The organism is Nostoc sp. FACHB-190, from assembly GCF_014696905.1.
Taxonomy (GTDB): Bacteria; Cyanobacteriota; Cyanobacteriia; order Cyanobacteriales; family Nostocaceae; genus Nostoc_B.
Genome location: NZ_JACJQW010000011.1, coordinates 55,587 through 79,527, shown reverse-complemented (window position 1 = coordinate 79,527; position 23,941 = coordinate 55,587). Strand labels below are relative to the sequence as shown.

Below are 23,941 nucleotides of genomic sequence, written 5' to 3'. Positions count from 1 at the left end.
AGGGGTTAGTACAAGAAGGCAAAAGTAAAAAGTCAAAAGGAAAAAGAAAGAATAGTGATACCACAAGCCTTTTAGAAATTCCAGATGGTCTGTTTATTTACGCCGCACTGTACTAGAGGCTAGGGGCTAGTATTTTTGACTCAGCACTCACACTTCTACTTCTCCTGTCGGAGACGCTGCGCGAACACTCAGCATAGGACACTCAGCACTCAGCACTCAGCACTCAGCACTTTTTTAAGCTTGACCATTCCCATTGCCTTCAGTACCTACCGTATCACCCAGCATTTGATCTAATGCGCCTTCAGAGACGCTGGGGTTGAGAAATACGATTTTGGCATTGTTACTAGCGCCAAGTTTTTGACTAGCTTCTAGATGTTCTTGAGCTACTAAATAGCGGAGAATGTCTTTGGTTTCTGGTTTAGCAGTGATGGCTTCTGAAAGAATGCGGATAGATTCTTTGGTGGCTTCGGCGCGTTTAATAGCAGCTTGTCTATCACCTTCAGCTTCTAAAATAACAGCTTGTTTTTTAATTTCCGCCGCTTGTTGTTCTGCCATTGATTTCTGGACACTTTCTGGGGGTGTAATGCTTTGAATATCCACCCGGATAATCTTCACGCCCCATTTTTTACTAGTTTCATTCACAATCTGCAACAGCGATTGATTCATTTGATTTCGGGCAGAAGTTGTTTCTGCTAGGCTTCTGTCGGCAATGTGGGTACGGAGTTCGACGGTGACTAAGTTAGAAAGAGCCACTTGCACATCTTCAACTTTATAAAAGCTGTCTTCCATACTGGTAATTTGCCAAGTGACAACACCGTCTACTTCTAAATAAACGTTATCTTTAGTAATTACTTTCTGGGGCTTAATGTCTAAAATCTGTTCTCTGGTGGTGTCTTCCATCACAATCTGATCCACCAAAGGCACGATAAAGTTTAAGCCTGGTCTGAGTGTGCGGTGTCTTTGTCCTAAGCGTTCAACTAAGGCTTCATTACCTTCATTAATAATTTTGGCTGACCCTAACGCATAGCCTACAAGGGCTAAGACTATAGCAATAATTGGCTCCATAGATGCTCCTATTTAGCAATTGGGAGAATTAACTGTTAAGGATATGGTATTTGTCCTACCTTTTAGTCTAGTCTCTTGAGTTTGTGCTTTTATACGCACTCGCTCACAAACCTAGCATCTGTGTATTTGCTACGTTTTAAGCAGATAAAACTGATTGGCAGAATGCGATCGTTATTAAAGCACCTTGATAACATACTGGCAAGAAATTTACCGTATAATATCTTGTCCGGTAAAAAACTGATCATCAAGACCGCAGCACCTCGACTCCGCTCGGCGACCACCTCGACTCCGCTCGGTGACTACCTCGACTTCGCTCGGTGAGCGGGTTGGCAGCTTTGATTACCATGAACATGGTGCAATTTAAATGATGATCAGGTTATGAGAATTCAGTTTGGGGATTTTATTCTGAATTCTGACTCCTGCTGATTCACTTCACTGCCAAATCTAGCCAAGGTTTGACATTAGTTGGTAAGTCGGCGTTCAGGCGTAGAGGGATTTCTGGTGTTGATAGAGACTGTGCATAAGCGGCTGTTAAAAATGGTTGGTAAGTTTTCGCTTCAGGGGTGAGTTGCTTGACAAAAGCTAAACTGACACCGCGCAGGAGTTGGCGCAAGGCTTGGGTTTCTGCACCGCGCTTTTCTTTGACAATTGTGGAAGCTTCGCCTGCTGAATATGTGGGGTCAAGAATACTTAAATGAGTTGCACCAATGGCGGTTAATAAATATTTATTACCCTTTAACTGGCTAAAAGGTCGGATTTGGTGATTTAAGGCAGGGGTTAAGGCATCTTCAGTTGAAGTCAAAATTAATACAGGCTTGTTAATCTGAGAAAGTCCCTGTTTACCAAAAAGTTTACCTGTGAGGGGGTTAAGAGCGATCGCACTTTTAACTCGTTCATCCCGCAACTGAAGTTTGTTTTCTTTTAGAGATGCGGCGGCGCACTGTAACCAATCACCAAGGGGATCAACCAAACTCAAGGAAGTTTTACAAAATTGTCGCACTTCTCCTAAATTAAGTTCTCCACCCACCAAAGCTAAAGCTGTATAACCCCCCAAGGAATGACCAATTACAGACACTTTTTCTGTGTTGAGTTTGCCTTGCAATTGCCCTGGCTGCTTATTAAGATTTGCCAGTTCGTTGAGTAAAAAGCTCACATCCTTGGGTCGCTCAATAAATTCTGTTGCTGGGAGTAATTTGGCTAAATTTCCTTGGTTGGCGGCGTTATTAATTGCTGCACCATTACTTCCAGGATGTTCAATAGCAGCAACAGTAATGCCATAACCAGCTAAATGACGCGCTAAATAGCTGGCAAATCTCCGGTTAGCACCAAAGCCGTGGGAAATTACTACTAATGGTGCTGTAGTGTCGGTTTTTTGACTCCAGTAAATATCTACTGGGATACTGCGTTGACGCTGTTTGTCTGGGAAGGTGAGAGTCTGCTGTTCTACTGCTTCTTGACCAGTGGCTGCCGGGTCGAAACTTGGTTGAAAAGGTGTGTTGGTTTTAACTGTTAAATTTCGGGCTAGGATACTACCGAGGGCTTGGCTTTGTAAGTTGTTGGGGTTAAATTCTGTAGCAATTTGTAATAATTGAGTTGCATCCAGGTCAATATTTTCTGTGGGATAAGCTTTGAGGAAACTGACCACGCTCAAACCATTCACTTGACGCAACCCGATACTCATTGTTGCTTGTAGGCTTTCGACGCTACTACCGGGAATAGCTGCGGCTAAGGATGTAATTAACTGTTTACCTTGGGGTAAGAGAACTAATTCATCAACAAATTTGTCGGCAAATTTAGGATCTACTTGGACTCGTCGATTGAGTAAGCCGCGTAATTCTGGAGTAAATAAAGATTCGTAAGCTTGGAGAGTTTGGGATAATGTTCCAGTTTTAGCAAATTTTTCGATATCCGCGATCGCCACAGATTGCTGGAACAGTCCGAAACGAATAGTTATTGTTTCTGCGGCTAAAGTAGCGGGTATTGCCCAAACCCAACCCAACACAAGACTCGCACTAAACAACAATCCTTGCAAGGGTTTTTTCTTGCAAGGATGATTTTTGGGAAACTGCAAAGAACCTGCCATTTTCTTTGAACCAAAAGATTACCAGCTATGGGGACGTATAAACCATGATTATTGTCCCCAATTTTTAGCTGTATCTTGAATTAAACTTAAAGTCCAAATAATCTGAGGAAATTAAAGATAATTCCAAAGGGACTAGCGATCGCACCTAAAGTTTCACTAGTCTTAGTCAGACCATTACGACTCACTACTATCACATCATTATTTCGCAGAATGGGATTAGTCGCCTCATTAATACCATCAGCAAAATTGATTTTGACTACCCGTTTGGTGACAGAACCATCAGGATTTAGTCGAATCAAATCTACAGCCCCTCTGCTGGCGCGGGCATCATTAAAACCACCAGCAGCTAATAGAGCTTGGTTTAAAGAACTATTCGGTTTAAGGTCTGTAGAGCCTGGCCGTTTAACTTCACCCACCACACCAACTTGGATAGTGTTTGGAGATAAAGTTGTATTCGCCAATTGAGTTGCTTCTGCGGCAGTAAGATCAGTAGCAGTGGGGATAACAATCGTATCTCCGTCCTGGACGATAATATCTTGATTGACATCACCACTCTGGAGTAATTGCCAGAGATTAATATCAATAGTCTGTTCACTACCAGTTCTGGTGGGGCGGCGGAGTTTCAGACTGCGAATATCTGCTTGTCCGGTGATTCCACCCGCTAATTGAATGGCTCTGGTGACAGTAGGTAAACCACCTGCTCCTCCTTCTGCACCACCGCCACCTGTCGTCACCAAGTAAGAACCGGGACGGTTAACTTCACCAATAATGGCGACTGTGCGGGGTGTGCTGGGACTAGCTGCAAAGTTGCTGGCGGCTAAATTACGGGCTTCAGCTTTGTCGAAGCTAGACGCAGTTGGAACAAAGATGGTATCACCATCCCGTAATGTAATATCTTGACCGACTTGACCAGTTTGTACAGCCTCTTTTAAGTTGAGGGTAACGCGCTGTTCCCCGCTTCTGCCGACTTTGCGTCGTACTTCTACTTGGGTGACATCTGCGGCTAGAGTTACACCTTGGGCTGTCGTTAACGCTGCTAATACGGTTGGGTATTGTACGCCAGGGTTATCTCCTGCACCACCACTGAGGGTGAGAGTATAAGAACCTGGTCTTGTGACTTCTCCCGCCACAAAAATGTTAATCGGGCGGGATGATAACAGGTTGACAGAAATTAACGGTCGTTTGAGATAGCGGGAGTACCTTCTAGCAATTTCATCCGATGCTTGTTCAGTGGTTAAACCCTGCAATGGCACACTACCAATTAAAGGTAAAGTAATGGCTCCACCGGGAGGAATTTGATATTCTCCTGTGTATTCTGGTACTTCAAATACATTCACCCGGATGCGATCGCCGCCACCCAAAGTATAAGTTGTATCTAATTGTTGAGATGTTGCTGGTGAGACTTGTTGTAGCGTTGGGATAACAGGTGTTCTATTCGGCGGGATTGTTTGTGAAGTTGGAATTACTGGCTTTGCAGTTGGTAATACTGGTTGTCCCTGAGCTAGGCTGACGGGCGACACAGCGAAATTGATAGCTGTGCAAAAAGCCACACCCATAGATGACTGGGTGAGGAATTTCAATAAACCTGTGTTAAACATATTTACCTTAGACTCTGAGACTACGATCGGCAAAGTACTGTCTAAACATTTTAATCTTGACTATACTTAAGTATTCTTGTTCCCCGACAATCTTATTTTCCTTGAAGGATACTCTTTTCCGGAAGCATAATTATTTATGAGATTTGAATTTTTGATAAAGTTAGCTTAAAGACTAACTTACTGAGACACGGATTCAGCATTTATTAATACAGGTTTTGATAGCAATTTACAATCTACGTAAGTGATTCAGATCCCCGACTTCTTAAAGAAGTCAGGGATCTGAAATCGAAAATTTAAAATGAGTTATTGAATATCAAAAATTACTGAACAGATGTATTTTGCTGTTGAATCTTTTGAATAAAAAAGTCTTCTAAGGAATGTCGCGCTAAATCAAAAGAAATAATTTTACCTTCCATTAAGCGAAGACTATCGAGAAAATCATAGTAGTCCTCTGCTAAAGTGCCTTGCCAAGAACCATTATGGCTAAATGTCAAGTTAGATAGCCATTTGTGCAGCACTTCTTTGTCACCACCTTTACCTTTGATTTGGTAAGCATGATTATTGCCTAACAATTCATCCAGAGAACCAGCACAAACTAATTCACCTTTGGCGAGAATGGCGATGCGATCGCAAATTTGCTCAACTTCACTCAGAATGTGACTATTAAAAAAGATAGTCTTCCCGGCGGCTTTTAACCCTAAAATAATCTCACGCATTTGGTAGCGTCCCAGGGGGTCAAGACCAGACATCGGTTCATCCAGAAATATCACTTCTGGGTCATTAACTAACGCCTGCGCCATACCCACACGCTGTAACATACCCTTAGAATAACGCCGCATTTGTTTTTTGCGGGCATCTGCTACAGGTAAACCGACTAATTCTAACAGTTCTGGAATGCGCTTACGCTGGAAACTCCTCGGAATTTGGAAGATTCCCGCCGCTAACTCTAAAAATTCCCAGCCAGTGAGATAATCATATAAATAAGGGTTTTCTGGCAGATAGCCGATACTTTGCTTGACTTGGCGATCGCCCAATGGTTTACCTAATAATAATCCCCGTCCCGCCGTTGGACGAATAATTCCCAACAACAATTTTAATAAAGTCGTTTTCCCCGCACCATTCGGCCCCAACAACCCAAAAGTTTCGCCCTGATAAACCGTCAAAGAACAGCCTTTGAGAGATACTATCTTTTGATTCAACCAAAAGCCAGTACGATAAACTTTTCGCAAATCAAAAGTTGCAACAACTGGCGGAACACTCGTAGGTTGCGGTTGAGATTCTGGAGTATCAATAACAGATGTCATTGTCAAAAATTAAGAGAATGTTTAGAAAAGTTCTTGGCATTAAGACAACAGAGCAATGGCAAATGAGACAGGAAGCCAACACTTACCGCTTGCAGAAGTGTTGGTACTTCACTATCAGTACCTTTATAATAGACAAATTAAAAAATGGCACGTTTTTCTGAAATTCTCAGAAGCTATAGCAATCGTATTTGATTTGTGAAAATCGAGATGCTCAGATCCCCAACTTCTTCAAGAAATCGGGGATATTTTGGTTAATGAATGATGTAGAACTGCTATATTTATAAGGTAAATATTTAAGTAGGGTGTGTTACGGCTATACAAGGATTTTAGAAATGAAGAGAGTGATAATTAGCCGTAACGCAGCATCTTTCTCTACCAGACTGACATTCGCACTTATGGAGAGAATAAAGCGATATTACCTACCAGTCTAGTACATAAATCATAGATGATTCATATATTTCCAATTTTTTGAAGTTAATTTGATTTATACTTCAGTTTTAAACATAAAATTATCAGGTTAAATATAAATGATATGGCATTAGCAATAATAATAGGCAAGGCTTGTAAAGTAATGCCATAAATTAACCACAATAATAAACCACTCATAAATGTAATCAACATTACAAAAGATACATCTTTTGCTGATTTGCTTTTCCATATTTTAAACATCTGGGGCAGAAATGCAATGGTAGTTAATCCCCCAGCAACTAACCCTAAAATTGTCAAAAAATCCATATTAGACTGATATTTAACAGTTTATCAGGATAATTTTAACATGATTTTATATTTTCACTTATTATTTCTTAGCTTTTATTTTTTTTAGATAACATTTAGCCCATTCATAGCGATTCGGGTCTTTATTTAATAAGTAAATTGCGGCTTTATGACGGTTTTCCTCATCTTTTATGCTGCGAAATATTCGTTTTATTTCATCATCGATATCTCCAGGTTTAGCCCCACGTTTTATTGCTTCATCAAAGTAATAATCACCTTTACTATATTCAAAACGATCGTAATAAATTGCGCCCAGCAATGTATAAGGTTGATAACTATCTGAATGAAAATCTATAGCTTTTTTTGCACATTTTTCAGCCTCATCTAAGTTATTCATATCTCTAAATGCTCCACCCCTAGTAACTAAAATTGCTGACTTTAGCTTATTTTCTTTGACTTTATTCAAATCTAATTCAGTTACTCTTAATGCCTGTTCTGGCTCATTAGCCTTACGCCAATAACTACTAGCATTAGGTATATTCCAGTTATTACCAGTCCGCATAATTTCTTGCTCATAAAACTCCGCTTCTAATCTAGAGTGTGCAGTTGCAATCTTGCCCTCACGAGACAACATATTTTGTTCTATTAACTGAGTGACTAATACAATATCGAGACGTTCTTTTTTCTCTAGTTTTAGCATGATTTCATAAAAGGGGTGCATTGGTAGATTAGGTTCTATCAATCCATATTTTCTTTTGAGAATAGCGTAGTGCTTCTGTTGAGCTAAAACAATGATATCTTCGCGTCCGTTATTTTTCAGCCATTCAATTTCTAAATCATTAGGTAACTCTTCTAAATGTATCTTAGATTTTAGAAGAGAGATATATTGTTCATTGGCAATTTGTATAGTGTCAGTGAGCTTGCGTTTTTTGAGAAAGTTAATATCTTGCTCACGTAACTTATGTTCTCTCTCCAGATTTTTAAGAATTTTATACAAATGACTCTTGGGTGATGAGTCTTCATATTGATGTGCTTTATACTTAAGTTTTAAATTTTTAAATTCTCGTGTTTTTTCTAACTCTTGAGCAATAGTAATTGTTTCAGTTAGCCCTTTTTTTTCTAACCATTTTAATTCTGAATCACTTAATATTTCATCACTATCTAGCTTTTGTAAAATAGAGTATAATGGACTAGATAATGATATATCTATATGTTTATCTGCGTGATAAGTTATTTTTAACTGAACAAATTTTGTTTGCTTTTCTGCCTCTTGTTGCTCAAAAATTTTGACAGTTTCAAATAGTTCTCTTTTTTGCAACCATTCCAACTCAAGATGGTTGATTGTTTGCTTATTCTCCAGTTTATTGAGAATTTTATACAGTGGGCTATAAGATGATAAACCTTGATATTTAGTAGCTTGGTACTTTTTCTTCAAAGTAAAAAAATGGTTTTCTAATTTCATCTTATTAATCAGAGAAATTATCACACCAAGGTGATTATTTTTTAGCCATTCAAGCTCAGAATCAGTAAGTGCTTTTTCTGAGTGAAGCTTCCACAGAATTGGGTAAAGAGTGGTACTAATATTTTGAAAATCTCTCAAATTTTTAGGTACTTGATACTGAGATTTAAGATAGGAAAACTCATTTTCTAATTTTTTAAGTTCGTCTAAATTAGATTGTTGCTGTTGGTAAATAGTTTCAAAAGTTTGAAAAAGTGCTTGCTCTTTTAACCAATCAAATTCTAGCTCAGTTAACTCAATACATAAATTAGCTTTTCGTAGTATGAGATATAGCAGGCTAGATGGTGAAGTATCTTGATAATTAGTTGCTTGATATTTAGACTTGAGTGCAGTGAAGTGTTTAAGCCGAATTTCCGATTCTGTATCCATATTGATAGTAGATGCGATCGCACTTAGTTAAAGGTGTTATTCGCTACTATAGCAACAGTACAAAAAAAGGGCGAGTAAAATATCCGCCCAGCAATCTTAAGTATTTACCGCATTTATCAAAGTCTTGATTACAACACCTTACACTGTCCGTGATTTCGCAATAAATGGTCACATAGCACCAGCGCCACCATTGCTTCTACCATTGGTACAGCACGGGGTAACACACAAGGATCATGTCTGCCTTTGCCGGCTAATACTGTTTCTTCACCTTCATGAGTTACTGTTTTTTGTTCTTTTCTAATAGTGGCGGTGGGTTTAAAAGCAACTCGTAAAATGATATTTTCGCCGTTGGAAATACCGCCTTGAATACCACCAGAACGATTAGTTACAGTCCGAATTTCACCATTTTCATCAATATAAAATTCGTCGTTATGTTCAATGCCTGTTAATAATGTCCCAGCAAAACCAGAACCAATTTCAAAACCTTTACTAGCAGGAAGTGACATCACGGCTTTAGCAATATCAGCTTCTAACTTATCAAATACTGGTTCGCCTAAACCTTTCGGTACGTTACGAGCAACACACTCTACCACACCGCCAATAGAATCACCTTGTCTGCCAGTTTGCTCAATTAACTCAATCATGCGATTGGCGCATTCTGCATCAGGACAGCGAACAATGTTGCTTTCTACTTGTTCTAAAGTGACGGTATTAGGGTCAACAATGCCTTCTAAATCTTTGATGCGTTTGACATAACCAATCACTTCTAGATTAGCAACTTGTCGGAGAATTTTTTTAGCGATCGCACCTGCGGCGACTCTACCAATTGTCTCACGCGCCGAAGACCTACCGCCGCCTTGCCAATTCCGAATTCCGTATTTAGCATCATAGGTTGCATCTGCATGGGAAGGACGATATTTCACCGCCATCTCATCATAGTCTTGCGATCGCGTGTCTTTATTCCGCACTAAAATTGCGATCGGTGTACCTAGAGTTTTTCCTTCAAACACCCCAGACAAAATCTCACAGGTGTCTGCTTCCTTGCGCGGCGTGGTAATCTTACTTTGTCCTGGCCGCCGCCTGTCTAACTCAAACTGAATTTCTGCTGCTGTGATTTCCAGTTGCGGAGGACAACCATCAATGACAACTCCCACACCGCCGCCGTGGGATTCACCAAAAGTAGTAATGCGAAACAGATGCCCAAAAGTATTGCCCATGATTGTGAGGAAAAAGGATAAGGCTTATGTATTTTACCGAGAGTTCTTGCAAATGTTAAGTTTCAAGAATCAGGGATAAGGAGGGAAACACATCAAAGTAACGCTATGGGGAGCCACTGCGTTGCGGAGATTCCCCCCGTTGTAGCAAGTGGCGTGGATTTAGGAGGATCTACTAGTTTTAAATACAACACTAAAAAGTTTTCAGACTTCCAGTCTGAGGTGTTTATTAATTACTGAATTGTGCAATTTTTTGGAATATCCTAAGTTTAACTCTGCACGTTGTAATGACAGCAATTCAAGACATTACGATAGTCACACTCCGGAATTGCTATCACTTAACTTGAAGTTAGAAATAGAAACTAGATTGCTCTAGTCAGGTTATCTCTGTTTGTGTAAATCCTGGGAAAAATTACAAGTGCAAATATCGTAATTGAGTAGTTTGCACGTTTTCAAACTCACAAAGTGAAATAAATCACTGTTAATACTCCAACTCAGTTGAGAGAAGTTCAGCAGCAAGAGGTCTCATCTCCTCTAGGCACAAAGGTATAGAAATGTATGAATGAAGGTGATAAAAATCCTCACATTCCTACGCCTTCAGACCTAGCAGTAAGATCCAACCTTGGTACGTAGCTACTTTATTAGTCTCACCTGATACTGGTATTGGTGTATTGGCAGACCATCCTTGTAGATATCGCATAAACAACTAGGAATTGTTTTGGCAATTTGTAGTGTTTATCAAAACTACAACAATATTTTTTGCGTTGTTAGAAGGTGATGCAGAATGCGAACCCAAACTAGTAATGTTGGAATTCGTCGCTCAGGAAATTTTTTTACAGGTGTGGCGCTGCTGTTAGCAACTTTTTTCTCCTCGGCGCTACCAACAACGGCTGATCCCAATTCTGTGATAGCAGCCGCCGCCTCACTCAATAACAACAACATTCAAATATCTGACAGTCGGCAACTGTCTCAAACTCGCCGCATTGAAATTGATTTATCTCAGCAGCGTTTAAACGCCTGGGATGGCCAAAAGCTAGTTTATTCCTTCCCTGTATCTACTGGTAAACGAGCTACCCCTACACCCATTGGTAGATTTCATATTCAGTCGAAACATCGCACTAATAGAATGCGGGGTAGAGGTTACGACATTCCTGATGTTCCTTATACAATGTATTTTTATGAAGGTTATGCAATTCATGGTGCTTATTGGCATAACCGTTTTGGCACTCCCGTCAGCCACGGTTGTGTGAATTTACCAGTCAAGCAGGCGCGGAAATTGTACAACTGGACAAAGCCAGGAACGTTAGTAATTGTGAAACGCTAAATCTCTAGGAATTAGGCAGTAATAAGACTTACGCACAAAGATGTTCTGTGGAAACTGGGTGTAAGGGTGATGTTTTGCTCACGGTAGAGGCGAAAAACCATTCGCCCCTACTGATTTAATTCAACGGTTCAATAATAGTGCGTAAGCCATTGTTAGTGAGATTTTTTAACATTTCATCAGCGTTATAACGATTACTAAAAACGCCTGCTTGCATCACCCTGCGCCCTTTCCAGATGGTAGAAAATGCACCAGGGGCGACAAATTTTACTAATTCCTGTTCTTGTTCGTTGGCTACTTCAACAATGACGCGGTAACGTGTGTTGTTGGTAGGCGGTAAATAACTTTGAGTGTATGTATTTGTATTGGTTTGGGGAAGCGGGACTTTTCGCAGGTTGGCAGTATTACCTAGGGGAACGTTACCATCAGGAACGGGTAACAAAGCTGCACTACCGGGAGAAATGGTTGTATTGGGGACTGACGCAGGTGCAGTAAATTCAATGGTGTTTCTGTCAATCTGCACGTAGTTGAACTGTGATGATGCTGGTTGGGCTGTAGAAGCCGGCGGGGGGTTTGTTGCTGGTTGGGTTCCTACTAAGCTGCTGGGAACTGGGAAGCCGCCACGGGGAGGAGTTAGTTGTAGTTGTTGGGGGGATTTGGGTTTGATGGTTGTAGTGGGTAATTTGGCGACGGGATTGGGTGTGGGAGCAACTTCAGTGGGAGAAACAGTAATTTCTGGATTGGTGGGAATAGTTGAAATAGTTGTGTTTGGTGTGGTTGGTTGGGGGTTATCTACAACAGTCGTAGCTGGCGCGTTCAGATCGACTTTACCTGTAATTTTGTTGCTAGTTAAAGTATTGCCAGTGGCAGCGATCGCCTGTTGAACTGCACTAGCATTGATATCATAGCGGGCATTATTACGAAATTCATTACCACCAGCTTCTGTAGTATTACCTACGTCTGGCATAGCTTGGGCGATCGCTACTAAACCATCTTCTTTACTATCGGCAATCACATTATTGCGGACAATGGGACGGGCTTTGCCTTGGACTAAAATTCCCGAACGATTGTTTTGTATTTGATTACCCATAACCACAGGCGCGGCATTTTGGGTAATATTTACGCCATAACCAGTTTCTTGAAAAACATTGTCTTGCACTTTTGCCTGAGAAGTACCACTCAGGGTAATACCATTAGCTCCGTTTCGATAAAAATAATTTTTACTAATTGTCGGTGCGCCATTACCACTCACCGCTACACCGTCTTGGGTACTTCCTATAAATGTATTTTCAGAGACTACAGGGTTACTTGATTCAATCCACAAACCATAACCACGGGGATTAGCATTCGTCACACTCACCCCTGCTAATTCAGTTTGATTTGCACCCACAATCGTGACATTCTGTCCGCCATAACTGCGGCTCAGGTACAATCCACCACCTTGAATTGTAATTCCACTACCTTTGTTAGCTGCATCACCTTGAATGGAAATCCCAGGGCGCAGTATTAAAGGAAAGGTTTCTCCAGTTTCTTCACTGTAATTACCCGGAGCCAGCATAATGACTGTATTGCCTTGAGCAACACGCAAAGCTTGGGTAATAGTTTTTAACGGTGTGCGATCGCTACCATTACCTGTGGTGTCATCCCCGATACTTGGGTTGACAAACAGTACATTAACCTGAGAAATTGGTCTTTCACCCAGGGGCATTCTATTCGGTAGAGATGGCATCTGAGCAACGGCACTATTATTAATTGCCAGCAAAGTTAAACTCGCCACTCCCATACCAAACATACACAGCAAAAGTGAGTAACCAAAAGCTATCGGTATAGCTAAGTTTAAAGATGGATGCAGTTGATCAATGGTTATCAGCTTGAGCGCCAGTCTATAATGTTGACCTGATACATTGGGGGACACCATTTTTACCATACTCCTAAGAAATAACAATAAAGTCTTATACCCTTAGACAGTAATATGTCGATAATGTTACCCACAATATTGACCTATTGGCTATTTTAAAGACAAAGTAATTAATGAAGAAAGTGGGGAGTCGGGAATAGGGAATGGGAAATTAGTTTTCTTAATGCCCAAACCCAATTTCCAGTACTCAACTCTTAATATCTCTTGCTTAGTAAATTAATGATGCTAAAAACATTGCATATATGAAAGAGGCTGACTATTATGAAAGCACTAATGGAGTTGTGGTAATGGTCGAGCCGTATAGCCAACAAGAGCAAATACAGCAAATTGTTTACCGCATATTAGATGCTAATTTAGACCGCACTCGTGAAGGTTTACGCATCATCGAGGAGTGGTGTCGTTTTGGTTTGAATAATGCCCAGTTAGCAGGAGAATGTAAATACCTGCGACAAGAGTTAGCAAAGTGGCATACAGCAGAAATCCGGGCAGCGCGAGATACAGTAGGTGATATCGGCACTGATTTATCTCATCCCCAAGAAGAACAACGCGCTAGTATTAAGTCGCTGTTGCAAGCTAACTTTTGCCGTGTTCAAGAAGCATTGCGGGTGTTGGAAGAATATGGCAAGCTATATAGCTCCAATATGGGCAAAGCTTTTAAGCAGATGCGCTATCGGGTTTATACCCTAGAAAGTAGTTTAATGGGGTATCAACGTCATCAGTTATTGTGGCGATCGCATTTATATTTAGTCACATCTCCATCAGACAATTTATTCGCCACGGTAGAATCTGCACTCAAAGGCGGATTGACTTTAGTCCAGTACCGCGATAAAAATTCCGATGATACTGTGCGGCTGGAACAAGCAACTATACTCAGACAGCTATGTCATGCTTATGGCGCTTTGCTGATTATGAACGATCGCGTCGATTTAGCCTTAGCTGTAGATGCTGATGGTGTACATCTAGGGCAACAAGATATGCCTATAGCCTTGGCGCGTCAATTATTGGGGCCACAGCGCATAATTGGCCGTTCTACCACTAATTCGGAAGAAATGCACAGAGCCATTAACGAAGGTGCAGATTATATCGGTGTCGGCCCTATTTACGAAACTCCCACCAAAGCAGGTAAAGCCGCATCTGGCTTAGAATATGTCCGCTACGCCGCCCAAAATAGCCCTATCCCTTGGTTTGCCATTGGCGGCATTGATGCCAATAATATCAATGATGTCATTGATGCTGGTGCCGAAAGGGTAGCAGTAGTGCGATCGCTTATGCAAGCCGAACAGCCAACGCTTGTTACCCAATACTTGCTGTCTCAACTAAATCGCGTCAGACCACAATCAGAAATCATTCAAAATTAAACTTACTCAGCACTCAGCACTCAGCACTTACTTATGTCCGAGCAAATTACCCTTCAGGTAAATGGAGAAACCCGCAGTTGTTCATCTCCATCGTTGTTACCCGATTTACTACAACAATTGGGTTTCAATCCGCGCTTAGTGGCGGTGGAGTATAACGGGGAAATTTTGCATCGCCAATTTTGGTCACAAACGATTGTACAGCCAGGCGATCGCTTGGAAGTTGTTACCATTGTCGGCGGTGGTTAATTTTCTTGATAAAGCATCCGGTGAAGAGTTTTGCGCCTCGCTAATTCTTTACCTTTGCGACCGAGTTGTTCGCGCAATTGCTGGTTTTGACACAAGCGTTTAAAGGCTTGAAAAACTTCATAGCCAGATTTTGGGTTGACTAAAATACCGTTTTCTTCGTGACTCACTACCTCAATCACAGAACCTAACCGGGAAGCAATTACAGGCTTACCAAAGTAACTGGCTTCTAGATATGTCACCCCAAAACCATCAATAAATCTCGCTTTGCTATCATTCACAGTCAGCATCGCAAAGATATCACAAGCCCCATAATAACCTGCTAACTCGCTTTCAGGTACGTGACCAGCAAAGTGTACCCGTTGGTCTACCCGCAAACGTTGTGCAAGAGTCTGCAATTCCGACTCACCCGCACCTTGACCACAAATTATATAGTGAACATCTATCCCAACAGTCAGTAACAAGGGGAGATTCTCAATTACTCGTTCAAAGCTTTTCGGTTTTACTAGTCTTCCCACGGAAAGAATGACAATTGCTGTTTCGGGAATGTTGTAAATTTGGCGTATCTTGACCCGTAAATCATCAAGATGACTTGGGCTTGTCCCGGCGCTAAATTTTTCTGGTCTAACTATGGGATGAATAACATGGGTAGGAGTTTGTAACCGGAATGCGTTTCTGAGGTAATCTCTTGTAAAGGCGCTGTTACAAACAATGCCTGTGGCACGGGATAATGTTAACTTAAAGAGCGATCGCCATAAAGGATTGCCCAAAACAGAGCGAATATCAAAACCGTGTAAATAAATAAAAAAACGGATAGGTAATAGATAGCTCAATAATAATATTGAGGGAAACTCGTAACTGTGTCCCCATTCTATATAACGATAGTGATAGCGAAAATAAAGTTTAATTGCTAATACAAATGAGCCAACTAAATTCATCAACGGCTGGAAAATATTTCCCCAAAATTTTCCTAGCCAGTATTGAGAATTAGGCCAGCGATAGACAGGAAACTGTTGTGTCTCATCAAATTTTTTATCGCCCGCACAACTAGCCGCCAACACAATAATCCGTTCTGGATCTTGCACACAACGGTTATAGATATATTCGCTAATCACTGCTTCTTGTGGTAAAAATTGACGCGATATTACTAAAATATCTGGACATGCTGTTTGTTCTCTAATGTTTGGCGCTAGTTGAGAAATATGTTCCATGTTAATTTTTGTATTTTGATGTAAATAATGTTTTAGTTTTGCATGTTTAATTTAACTAGATTCTTACTAATAAATTAGCTTTGCTTACTAAATACTTTGAGACTGATTATCATCATCACTTAGGCATTTCGATATCAATCAAAGTACACCTCATACTTGACATTTCAGCAACATCAACTAATTGCTTAATAATAGTTATCATCATCAATAACTTACTGAAATTGTACAGTAGAAAACCCACTAATCTAAGTTTTTGTGGTAATAAATTTGCTCGACTAATTCTGATTAATCTTGGTGCTATTTATACTATATCTACATATATATAGAATCGCAATTGATTTTTATCTTCCCAATAGATATGGGAATGCGGTTGATTTTCCCAATCTACTTGTGTGGTGCGCGAAGCGCGATAGGCAGTGAGTAGGAAAAAGTATTTTTTCTCTAAATCAAATGTGATTTATGTATATATTTATTTTTGTAATAATTGATGCCATTTTGTGAATACATAAACATCAATTTTGGTAATTGAAATTATCTTTATTAGTAGACATTAGTACAGAAGCCTGATCTCAGGTATTGATTTTTTTTAAATCAAATATGAGTGCGATATTAGCCTTATAGTCTAACTTAAATTATTCAGTATGGGTAGCCACACTGGCAAATAGTTTGCATAGTACCAGACTTCAGTCTGTTCGCGTAGCGTGCGCCTTAGCGCAGGGTTGAATGCTGAAAGTGGATGCACCCATCTTTAGCCTGACTTTTAGGGCAATTATTAATTGATCCCAAAGTTCCTAAGCTCTAGCAGAAGTTCCAAGGTACGGTAATCTACTACAGAAATCCCCCCTCCGTCTGCTGTGTACCTGGGATAAGTCGCGGTAAATTGAAGATGTAGCAACAGTTAATGATGTTACAGAAAGCTACTGCCAATACAATACTCGCTTACTAGTCGCGGGCTGGCATCAGCTACATACCGCAAAATCCTATCAACAATAGGATGCAATCATCAGCAATAAAATTTTTCAAGCGACTGTGTTATGCGTAAAAAACTACAACAAACCATCAAACCACTGTTAAAAACCTTCTTTGTCCTCAGCTTAGTATTAGCTTTAGCATTAGGTCATGCTGACGGAGCCTTAGCGGCTCGCAGTGGTGGTCGTATCGGTGGCGGTTCATTTAGAGTTCCTTCGAGCCGCACTTATACACCTCGTACCTACGCACCTCCTGGTGGTGGCGGATATTATGCACCTTATCCTGGTGGTGGTTTCGGCTTTCCGTTCCTATTACCGTTTTGGGGTATTGGCGGCGGATTTGGCGGTCTATTTACAATTCTAATTTTTATTGCGATCGCTAACTTCCTGGTTCAAAGTTTCCGTCGTGCTAACAGTGGCGGAATTGATGAAGTTGGTTATAACAGCAACCCCAATGTTTCTGTAACTCGCTTGCAAGTTGGTTTGTTAGCTCAAGCCCGCGATTTGCAACCCGCACTCAACAAAATTGCTGAACTGGCTGATACTAACTCTCCCGAAGGTAGAGCCGCAGTTGTGCAAGAAACTAGTCTAGCTTTACTCCGCCATCCAGAATATTGGGTCTATGGAGGTGGTGGTACACAACAAGCTAAATTAAATTCTGCGGAAAGCCAATTCAATCGTTTAGCCTTGGCAGAACGTAGCAAATTTAGTGAAGAAACTCTTTCTAACGTTAATAACCAACTCAAAGCTGCTTTAGCAAAAGAAGCCTTACCTGCTAGTGATGAACTCGACAACCCAACTCGCCTCTTTACTGAAGGCCCTGGGGAATATATTATCGTTACTTTGTTAGCAGCAACTCTCGGTAAATTTGAAATTCCCGCCATCAACTCTGCTGACGACTTACGCCAAGCCTTGCGCCAAATGGGTAGCATTCCTGGTGAACAATTGTTAGCAATTGAAGTTTTATGGACTCCTCAAGCTGAAGGTGATACCTTAACTTCTGATGATTTGTTCGCAGAATATCCTGATTTGAAATTGATGTAAGCAGAAGTCAGAAGCCAGAATTAAAAACCCGCCCAAGATGGTTAATTCATTCCTGCAAGCGGGTTTTTTCATGAATATATTTTTATAACGGAATTACCCATAAAAACGAAGGAAAGTGAAACAGTAAGTAGTTAAACATAATTAATTACACAAAGTCATTGCGAATGGAGCGAAGCGAAATGAAGCAATCGCAAGGGCTGGGATTGCTTCGCTTCGCTCGCAATGACTGTAATTAATTTTGCGTGGTTACTTATAAGGTGGTGTGGGAGAGATTTTATGCTATTCTTTGACTGGTTTTATAGGAAATTTCATATAAAATGGAAGATGATGGAGACATTATAGAAATTCCTTTACGACCTCTTGTTTGGATGGGAGACTCTCTCAAAAATATCCGCTCATTTCCTGAAGAGGTGCGTGCATCAGTAGGGTATGCACTGCAATTAGTACAAGCCGGGGAAACACCAATGGATGCCAAGCCTTTTAAGGGGGTTGGAAGTGGTGTGTATGAAATCGTCAAACGCTACGATACGGATACTTACAGGGCTGTTTATGCGGTAAAGATTGGAGAAAAAATCTATGTCCTGCACGCTTTTCAAAAAAAATCAAAGCAGGGTATTAAAACTCCACAGGCTGATGTTGACCTGATTAAACAACGTTATAAGGACGCAGTGGCAAGGGAGAAACAACAATGACACAAGAACCAGTTTTTGAAGAAAGCAGTGGCAATGTGTTCGCTGACCTCGGTTTGTCAAATGCAGATGAACTTTTTACCAGGGGCAAAATGGGGATTCAGGTACTCCGCCTGCTGAAACAGCGTAACCTTAAACAGCGTGAAATCAGCGAACTTCTTGGCATTCCGCAGCCAGAAGTATCTCATCTAATGAAAGGAGAGTTTCAACGGTTCAGTGAGGGAAAACTGCTCATTTTCCTGAAGCGACTTGATACTGAAATTACCTTGCATCTTCGTTCTCGTCACACTCAGGGCGAATTTGTTGAAACTGTCATATCACTATAGTCTAAGATTGACTGCCTCGAAGGGGCTTGATCAAAGCTGTAGAGACTTTGTATGCAAAGTCTCTACAACAACAGATAACTTGCATCTTCATCAAGAAGTGCTTTCTATCTTTTTACCTCCTAGCTTGAAAGTGCTGAGTACAAATACTAGTCTAACTTTCAGACAAGGCTCATAAAATAAGTTTCATCAGGATTGCTTTGTTACAAGCATGGTACTAGTACAAGTCGGCGTAAATACACAGACCGCACTTCGACTACGCTCAGTGAGCATCTGGAATTACAAAAAGGCTTGTGGTATCACTATTCTTTCTTTTTCCTTTTTCCTTTTGACTTTTACCTTGTTGTACTAGCTTTTATCCTTGAAAGAATCTAGCCACTCTTTAACTTGTTCGCGGGCGATATCGCGTCCACCTAAACCAAAAGCTAAAGCAATAGCAACAGCGATCGCACCGAGTAATAAACCAAATGCTAAATTGACAATATCGCTGGCAACCCCAATTTGTTGTAATGCCATTGCCGAAACTAGTGCAATAATAGAAATTCTGGCTACTTGAGCCAAAATCTTTGCTTGGCGATCGCCGGAACTACTAATTAAATTAAAGGCGAGATTTGCCAGAAATAATCCGATCGCAAACACAATTAATCCGGCAATAATCCGCCCCAAAATAATTAAAATGCCAGTTACCAATGTTGTCAGAGCCGGAATATTTAAAATATTCACTGCTGCCACAGTGGCAAATAGCAGAATGCCGACTAAAGTAATAATGCCAGCAATTTCTGATGGTGTGCGGAGTGGGGTTAATGGTTGTGCTTCGGTCTGTACTTCTTGTCTAGCAGGTGAGGGTAAACCTAGTACGGCAAAAATATTATTAAAGCCCAAACTAGTCAAAACACTAGTGACTAAATCGCCGACAAAACGCCCGATAAAAAAGGCGACAATTAAGATAGCTACGGCGGTGAAAATAGCAGGCAAACTATTTAAAATCTGTTGCAGCATAGTAATTGCTGGTACAGATATCGCCTCAATTCTTAAAGCATTCAGGGCGGCGATCGCTACAGGAATCAAAATTAAAACATAAACAATGGTGCCGATAATTGTCGATAAAGACTGTGCGCCCATTGCTGATGAAAGTCCAAACCGACTACCTAAATAATCGATACCCGTTGTGGCTAACAAATTAGTCACAATTCGGCGGACAATATTTGCTAAAAACCACCCCAACACCGCAATTAAAATTGCTGCCAAAATATTGGGCAGAATTGAAAGAATTTCGGTAATTAAGGCTTGTACTGGTAAAAGTGCCTGTCGGAGTCCTAGAGTATCAAGAACTGGTGCCAGAAACAGTAAGAAGATAAACCAATATAAAGCATTAGCGATCGTCTCACTTAAAGAAATGTGATCGAGGCTGATATTATCTTCCGACGTTTCTTGATTTAACCGCTCATCTAATTTGAGTGCCTGCAATCCTCGCAATGTCACAAGTTTGATAATACTTGCTAACACCCAAGCCACCCCTAACAGAATGCCTGCACCCAAAACTTTTGGCAAAAAGCCTATTAGTTGGTCAAGGAAATTATTCAGGGGTCGAGAAGCAACTTCCAGTCCTAGCGCCTGTAAAGCAGCTACTACCGTGATGAGAATAATGCTCCATAAGACCAAACTAGAGATGAACTTCTCAACTTGAGGAACATCTCTGCGTCCTGTAACCCCCGCCGCAATGCGATTATCAATGTCTGTGCGATTCAGGATGCTTCTAGTGATTGCCGCTATCACCAAAGCAACCAGTATCCCTACCAACAAAATCGCTACAGCACCTAGCAATCTTGGTGTATATAGAATTACCTGTTGTCCAATTCCTTGCAGATCCGCAATTCCTTGGTTTAAGTTTGGTTGATCTAACGGCAGATTAGGTGATTGTCCTAACAATTCCTGCCCTTTTATCGACAAACCCATGTCTATCAACCGGGTTATCCCTGGCCAAGTTGTGTTCATGGTTTCTTTGGTATTAAGTTTATGTGTTTGCCAAAAATACTTGTGAACTCAGTAGAGTAGATTTGAGGATGCCAAATTACACTCTAGTAAGTTTACGTGAATTTTGCGTATCAATTTACCAGTAAATATATCTAGACAATTGATAGATAGGCTAATTTGTTACAAATAACAAAATATTGACGCACAAAATTGTTGACACTGGGTGCAAGGGTGTGAGATGTAAGGGTTTTGTTCAGTTAAGACTTTGTTGGGTTTCGCGATCGCTCCACTCAACCTACTTTTCTGCCTGCTGCCTTCTGCTATAACAAGCCATTTTGAGTTAATCTAAGGGCAGCGACAGGATTAGTAAGCTGGCATGACCCAAGTTTTTGAACAATCAATTCAAATTAACGCCACAGCCGCAATTGTAGAACGCTGCATTACCGATTTAGGTTTGATGCACCGTTGGCTAAATCCTGCTTTGCGCTGCGAACCTATAGGTGAGGTTTGGAGTACGGATATAGGCGGTCAAAGTCGGTTTATTATTCAAATTCCTGTGGTGAAACCAACTCTAAAAAGTGTGGTCGTCGAACGACAACCGGGTTTAGTGGTTTGGGAATTTCAGGGATTTTTTCAAGGACGCGATCGCTGGGAATGTCAACCAGTAGCAAAGGGAACATGCTTACTCAATCGCTTCGAGTTTGTGATTCCTAATCCCATTGTGAGTTGGGGATTTAATAATTTTGCTGCATCGTGGACAAAACAAGATATGCAAGCCCAATTACGCCGCCTTAAACGGGTTGCAGAAGAAGTACAAATTGGTCAATAATCAATCTCCGTATTCCAGTAGATACTGTCAGCACTTAAGTATCATTGCGCTTGACTGTCTTGGTTTATTCTGAAAAATTTGCGTATTCTCTCAGCCGTCAATTACGCAAATGCGCTGATCCTTCAATTACCCATCTTCATAAATTCAGCAAAATCACGGTTACATTGAACTGGGGTTCTGATCAAAACTGCCAATATCCAGTTTATTAGGGTGCAACTTATGACTAGCCCTGCGATGAAATTTATTAGAGTCAATCTGGAAATGGCAAAAGAAGTAGCCCATAAATGGGAGCAAGCTTCATATAGTCAAACCAGTGCTTACTGTTTGGATATCTTAAAAGAACTAGGATTTCCTAGTACTGAACTACCTGTTAACTTGCAAACTCGTGAAGAACAGTTAAATTTCATCGCAGGCTTTGCTTCTTATGCGTTTGGGGAGGTACAAAATGTCCAAGGCGCTAGTTGAAGACTTGTTTAATGAGCCAGAATGGGCAGAAGAAACTGCTGTACCAGCAACAGATAGGGAATTATTACTGCTCACAGAAAGAATTTCTAGTTTTGAAATTCCTCTGCAAGTATTTTTGCAAGCTGTAGCGATCGCGGCTTACGATTGTGCATCCGCCTTCCGTTATGCTGATAATTATTTAATGACTCATCACAAGAATAAGCGAAAGAATCTGCGTGTTTTCAAGCCTTTGCGTAATTTTGAGAATAACTGAAATTATACATACCCAAATCTTGCCCCTCTAAGCGTCTCTTTAGAGGGGTTTTGTTTTTGCTTATCAGAGGTTAGAGGTTAGAGGTTATACCATTTCACTTTAAACATGATACAGATATGCAACCAGCGCCTCGACTTCTCCTGACGGAGACGCTGCGCGAACGCTCGGCGATCGCAAAGCAAGCAGAGGCTCAGAGAAGGTGATTTGTATCAGTAATTGCGTGAATTGGTATTAGAGGTTAGAGGTTAGGGATTTTTCTAAAGTATCTAATCCCCAGTCCCTAATCCCCTAGCCCCTCTTTCCCCACCATTTCAACAAATTCTAAAAAAATTGTAAATATCACTCCAAAATTAGATAAAATGTATTGCCACTCTGCCATCTGTTCTCATGACCTCATCTGCGTCGTTCGACACATTAGAGTCTCTGCAAGCTGATATTGTTGACTTAATCGATCGCTTACCGACGTTAAAAAATCGGCAATATATCCAACAGACACTTGCTACTATCATCCGTCTAGCCGATAGTGACATTGATCGTCTGGATTGGAAGATATTATCGGCTGCTTTAGCGGATATGGAGCGAGGCTTCGAGTTATTTTACAATTACCGACACGTACGTAAAGTAACTATATTTGGTTCTGCCCGTCTCTCTGAAGAAACGCCAGAATACAAAATGGCGTTGGAATTTGGTCGCGCTGTGACTCAACTGGGATTTATGGTAATGACAGGCGGCGGTGGCGGGATTATGCAAGCAGGTCATGAAGGTGCTGGGCGAGAAAATTCTTTTGGCTTAAATATTCAGTTACCTTTTGAACAGCAAGCAAATCCAATTATTGAAGGTGATCCAAAGTTAATTCACTTTAAGTATTTTTTCACCCGCAAGCTATTCCTCCTCAAAGAAAGTGATGCGGTGGCGCTATTTCCTGGCGGATTCGGCACTCAAGATGAAGCTTTTGAGTGTATGACTTTAAGCCAAACAGGTAAATTTGGCCCTGTACCTTTAGTATTAATTGACCATCCCGGCGGTGATTATTGGCGGTCTTGGAGCGATTATATTGATCAACAACTGGTGCAGAAAGGTCTTGTTAGCCCAGAAGACCCTAGTTTGTACACTGTGACAGATAACTTGGAAGTAGCTTGCAATGCCATTACAGGTTTTTACAAGGTTTATCACTCCAGCCGCTACGTTAGTAATCAGTTGGTGATTCGTTTAAGTTGCGATTTGTCAGATGCGGAAGTGGAACAATTGAATGCTGAATTTAGCGATATTCTAGTCAAAGGCAAAATTGAAAAAAGTCAAGCATTACCCCAAGAAGCTCAAGACGAAACGGCGGATTTACCTCGGTTAATTCTGCACTTCAATCAACGGGATTTAGGGCGGTTATATCAGATGATTGCCACAATTAACCAAATGGGTAGTCCTTCCCAAGAGGAAATAGCACATCCTGAAAGGAAGTAGAAAGTGCTGAGTGCTGAGTGG

At 40.9% G+C, this 23,941-nt stretch carries 20 protein-coding genes; 10 read left to right on the top strand and 10 right to left on the bottom strand.

The annotated features are described in order from the left end of the window. Nucleotides 1-234: 234 nt before the first annotated feature. The 7 genes from H6G28_RS14550 to aroC form a co-directional block, all read right to left on the bottom strand. Entirely contained in the window at nucleotides 235-1,065 is an 831-nt protein-coding gene (locus H6G28_RS14550) for an SPFH domain-containing protein (RefSeq protein ID WP_190592522.1), read from the bottom strand. 427 nt (nucleotides 1,066-1,492) lie between these two features. Continuing rightward, on the bottom strand, nucleotides 1,493-3,148 hold the full coding sequence (locus tag H6G28_RS14545; protein WP_190671606.1) for an alpha/beta hydrolase: 1,656 nt from the start codon (nucleotides 3,146-3,148) through the stop codon (nucleotides 1,493-1,495). 86 nt (nucleotides 3,149-3,234) lie between these two features. Next, nucleotides 3,235-4,746 carry a polysaccharide biosynthesis/export family protein gene (locus tag H6G28_RS14540; protein WP_190592524.1) on the bottom strand — a complete coding sequence of 504 codons (1,512 nt, stop codon included), beginning with the start codon at nucleotides 4,744-4,746 and terminating at the stop codon, nucleotides 3,235-3,237. A gap of 320 nt (nucleotides 4,747-5,066) precedes the next feature. Next, a complete protein-coding gene (locus H6G28_RS14535) occupies nucleotides 5,067-6,050 on the bottom strand; it encodes an ABC transporter ATP-binding protein (protein WP_190671604.1) in 984 nt (327 codons plus the stop codon). Nucleotides 6,051-6,524: 474 nt separating this feature from the next. Next, a complete protein-coding gene (locus H6G28_RS14530; RefSeq protein ID WP_190671602.1) occupies nucleotides 6,525-6,785 on the bottom strand; it encodes an SWEET family sugar transporter in 261 nt (86 codons plus the stop codon). Nucleotides 6,786-6,846: 61 nt separating this feature from the next. Next, nucleotides 6,847-8,652, bottom strand: a complete 1,806-nt coding sequence (locus H6G28_RS14525) for a tetratricopeptide repeat protein (protein WP_190592527.1) — start codon at nucleotides 8,650-8,652, stop codon at nucleotides 6,847-6,849. Between the two features lie 128 nt (nucleotides 8,653-8,780). Next, complete coding sequence (gene aroC / locus H6G28_RS14520) at nucleotides 8,781-9,869, bottom strand: chorismate synthase (RefSeq protein ID WP_190671600.1); 1,089 nt, start codon at nucleotides 9,867-9,869, stop codon at nucleotides 8,781-8,783. A 781-nt stretch (nucleotides 9,870-10,650) separates the two neighbouring features. Here aroC and H6G28_RS14515 point away from each other — a divergent pair. Then, on the top strand, nucleotides 10,651-11,190 hold the full coding sequence (locus H6G28_RS14515; RefSeq protein WP_190671591.1) for a L,D-transpeptidase: 540 nt from the start codon (nucleotides 10,651-10,653) through the stop codon (nucleotides 11,188-11,190). 115 nt (nucleotides 11,191-11,305) lie between these two features. On the opposite strand, the gene H6G28_RS14510 is transcribed toward H6G28_RS14515, so the two are convergent. Next, nucleotides 11,306-13,105, bottom strand: coding sequence for a DUF1565 domain-containing protein (locus H6G28_RS14510; RefSeq protein WP_190671589.1), 1,800 nt, complete (start codon nucleotides 13,103-13,105; stop codon nucleotides 11,306-11,308). Between the two features lie 242 nt (nucleotides 13,106-13,347). On the opposite strand from H6G28_RS14510, the gene H6G28_RS14505 reads away from it, so the two are divergent. Further along, entirely contained in the window at nucleotides 13,348-14,463 is a 1,116-nt protein-coding gene (locus H6G28_RS14505) for a thiamine phosphate synthase (protein WP_190592531.1), read from the top strand. Between the two features lie 33 nt (nucleotides 14,464-14,496). Next, nucleotides 14,497-14,709 (top strand): sulfur carrier protein ThiS, encoded by a 213-nt coding sequence (gene thiS, locus H6G28_RS14500; RefSeq protein ID WP_190592532.1) that lies wholly within the window; start codon nucleotides 14,497-14,499, stop codon nucleotides 14,707-14,709. On the opposite strand, the gene H6G28_RS14495 is transcribed toward thiS, so the two are convergent. Then, nucleotides 14,706-15,917, bottom strand: coding sequence for a glycosyltransferase family 4 protein (locus tag H6G28_RS14495; protein ID WP_190671588.1), 1,212 nt, complete (start codon nucleotides 15,915-15,917; stop codon nucleotides 14,706-14,708). The genes thiS and H6G28_RS14495 overlap by 4 nt on opposite strands. A 1,034-nt stretch (nucleotides 15,918-16,951) precedes the next feature. Between H6G28_RS14495 and H6G28_RS14490 the strand changes: the two genes are divergently transcribed. The 3 genes from H6G28_RS14490 to H6G28_RS14480 all read left to right on the top strand — a co-directional run bounded on the left by H6G28_RS14490 (nucleotide 16,952) and on the right by H6G28_RS14480 (nucleotide 18,944). Further along, complete coding sequence (locus tag H6G28_RS14490) at nucleotides 16,952-17,929, top strand: DUF1517 domain-containing protein (protein WP_190592534.1); 978 nt, start codon at nucleotides 16,952-16,954, stop codon at nucleotides 17,927-17,929. Between the two features lie 317 nt (nucleotides 17,930-18,246). Next, a complete protein-coding gene (locus tag H6G28_RS14485) occupies nucleotides 18,247-18,621 on the top strand; it encodes a type II toxin-antitoxin system RelE/ParE family toxin (protein WP_190671585.1) in 375 nt (124 codons plus the stop codon). Next, complete coding sequence (locus tag H6G28_RS14480; protein WP_190671583.1) at nucleotides 18,618-18,944, top strand: helix-turn-helix domain-containing protein; 327 nt, start codon at nucleotides 18,618-18,620, stop codon at nucleotides 18,942-18,944. The genes H6G28_RS14485 and H6G28_RS14480 overlap by 4 nt, the downstream gene beginning before the upstream one ends. Nucleotides 18,945-19,289: 345 nt before the next feature. Here H6G28_RS14480 and H6G28_RS14475 read toward each other — a convergent pair whose 3' ends face one another. Beyond that, the gene (locus H6G28_RS14475; RefSeq protein WP_190671581.1) at nucleotides 19,290-20,936 is read right to left on the bottom strand and encodes a mechanosensitive ion channel; all 1,647 of its coding nucleotides are present in this window, start codon (nucleotides 20,934-20,936) and stop codon (nucleotides 19,290-19,292) included. A gap of 355 nt (nucleotides 20,937-21,291) precedes the next feature. On the opposite strand from H6G28_RS14475, the gene H6G28_RS14470 reads away from it, so the two are divergent. The 4 genes from H6G28_RS14470 (at nucleotide 21,292) to H6G28_RS14455 (ending at nucleotide 23,920) form a co-directional block, all read left to right on the top strand. Beyond that, the gene (locus H6G28_RS14470; RefSeq protein WP_190592537.1) at nucleotides 21,292-21,744 is read left to right on the top strand and encodes an SRPBCC family protein; all 453 of its coding nucleotides are present in this window, start codon (nucleotides 21,292-21,294) and stop codon (nucleotides 21,742-21,744) included. 219 nt (nucleotides 21,745-21,963) lie between these two features. After that, a complete protein-coding gene (locus H6G28_RS14465; RefSeq protein ID WP_062297687.1) occupies nucleotides 21,964-22,209 on the top strand; it encodes a hypothetical protein in 246 nt (81 codons plus the stop codon). After that, complete coding sequence (locus H6G28_RS14460; RefSeq protein ID WP_190592538.1) at nucleotides 22,190-22,462, top strand: hypothetical protein; 273 nt, start codon at nucleotides 22,190-22,192, stop codon at nucleotides 22,460-22,462. The genes H6G28_RS14465 and H6G28_RS14460 overlap by 20 nt, the downstream gene beginning before the upstream one ends. 387 nt (nucleotides 22,463-22,849) lie before the next feature. Then, complete coding sequence (locus tag H6G28_RS14455; protein ID WP_190671579.1) at nucleotides 22,850-23,920, top strand: LOG family protein; 1,071 nt, start codon at nucleotides 22,850-22,852, stop codon at nucleotides 23,918-23,920. The last annotated feature ends 21 nt before the right edge of the window (nucleotides 23,921-23,941 follow it).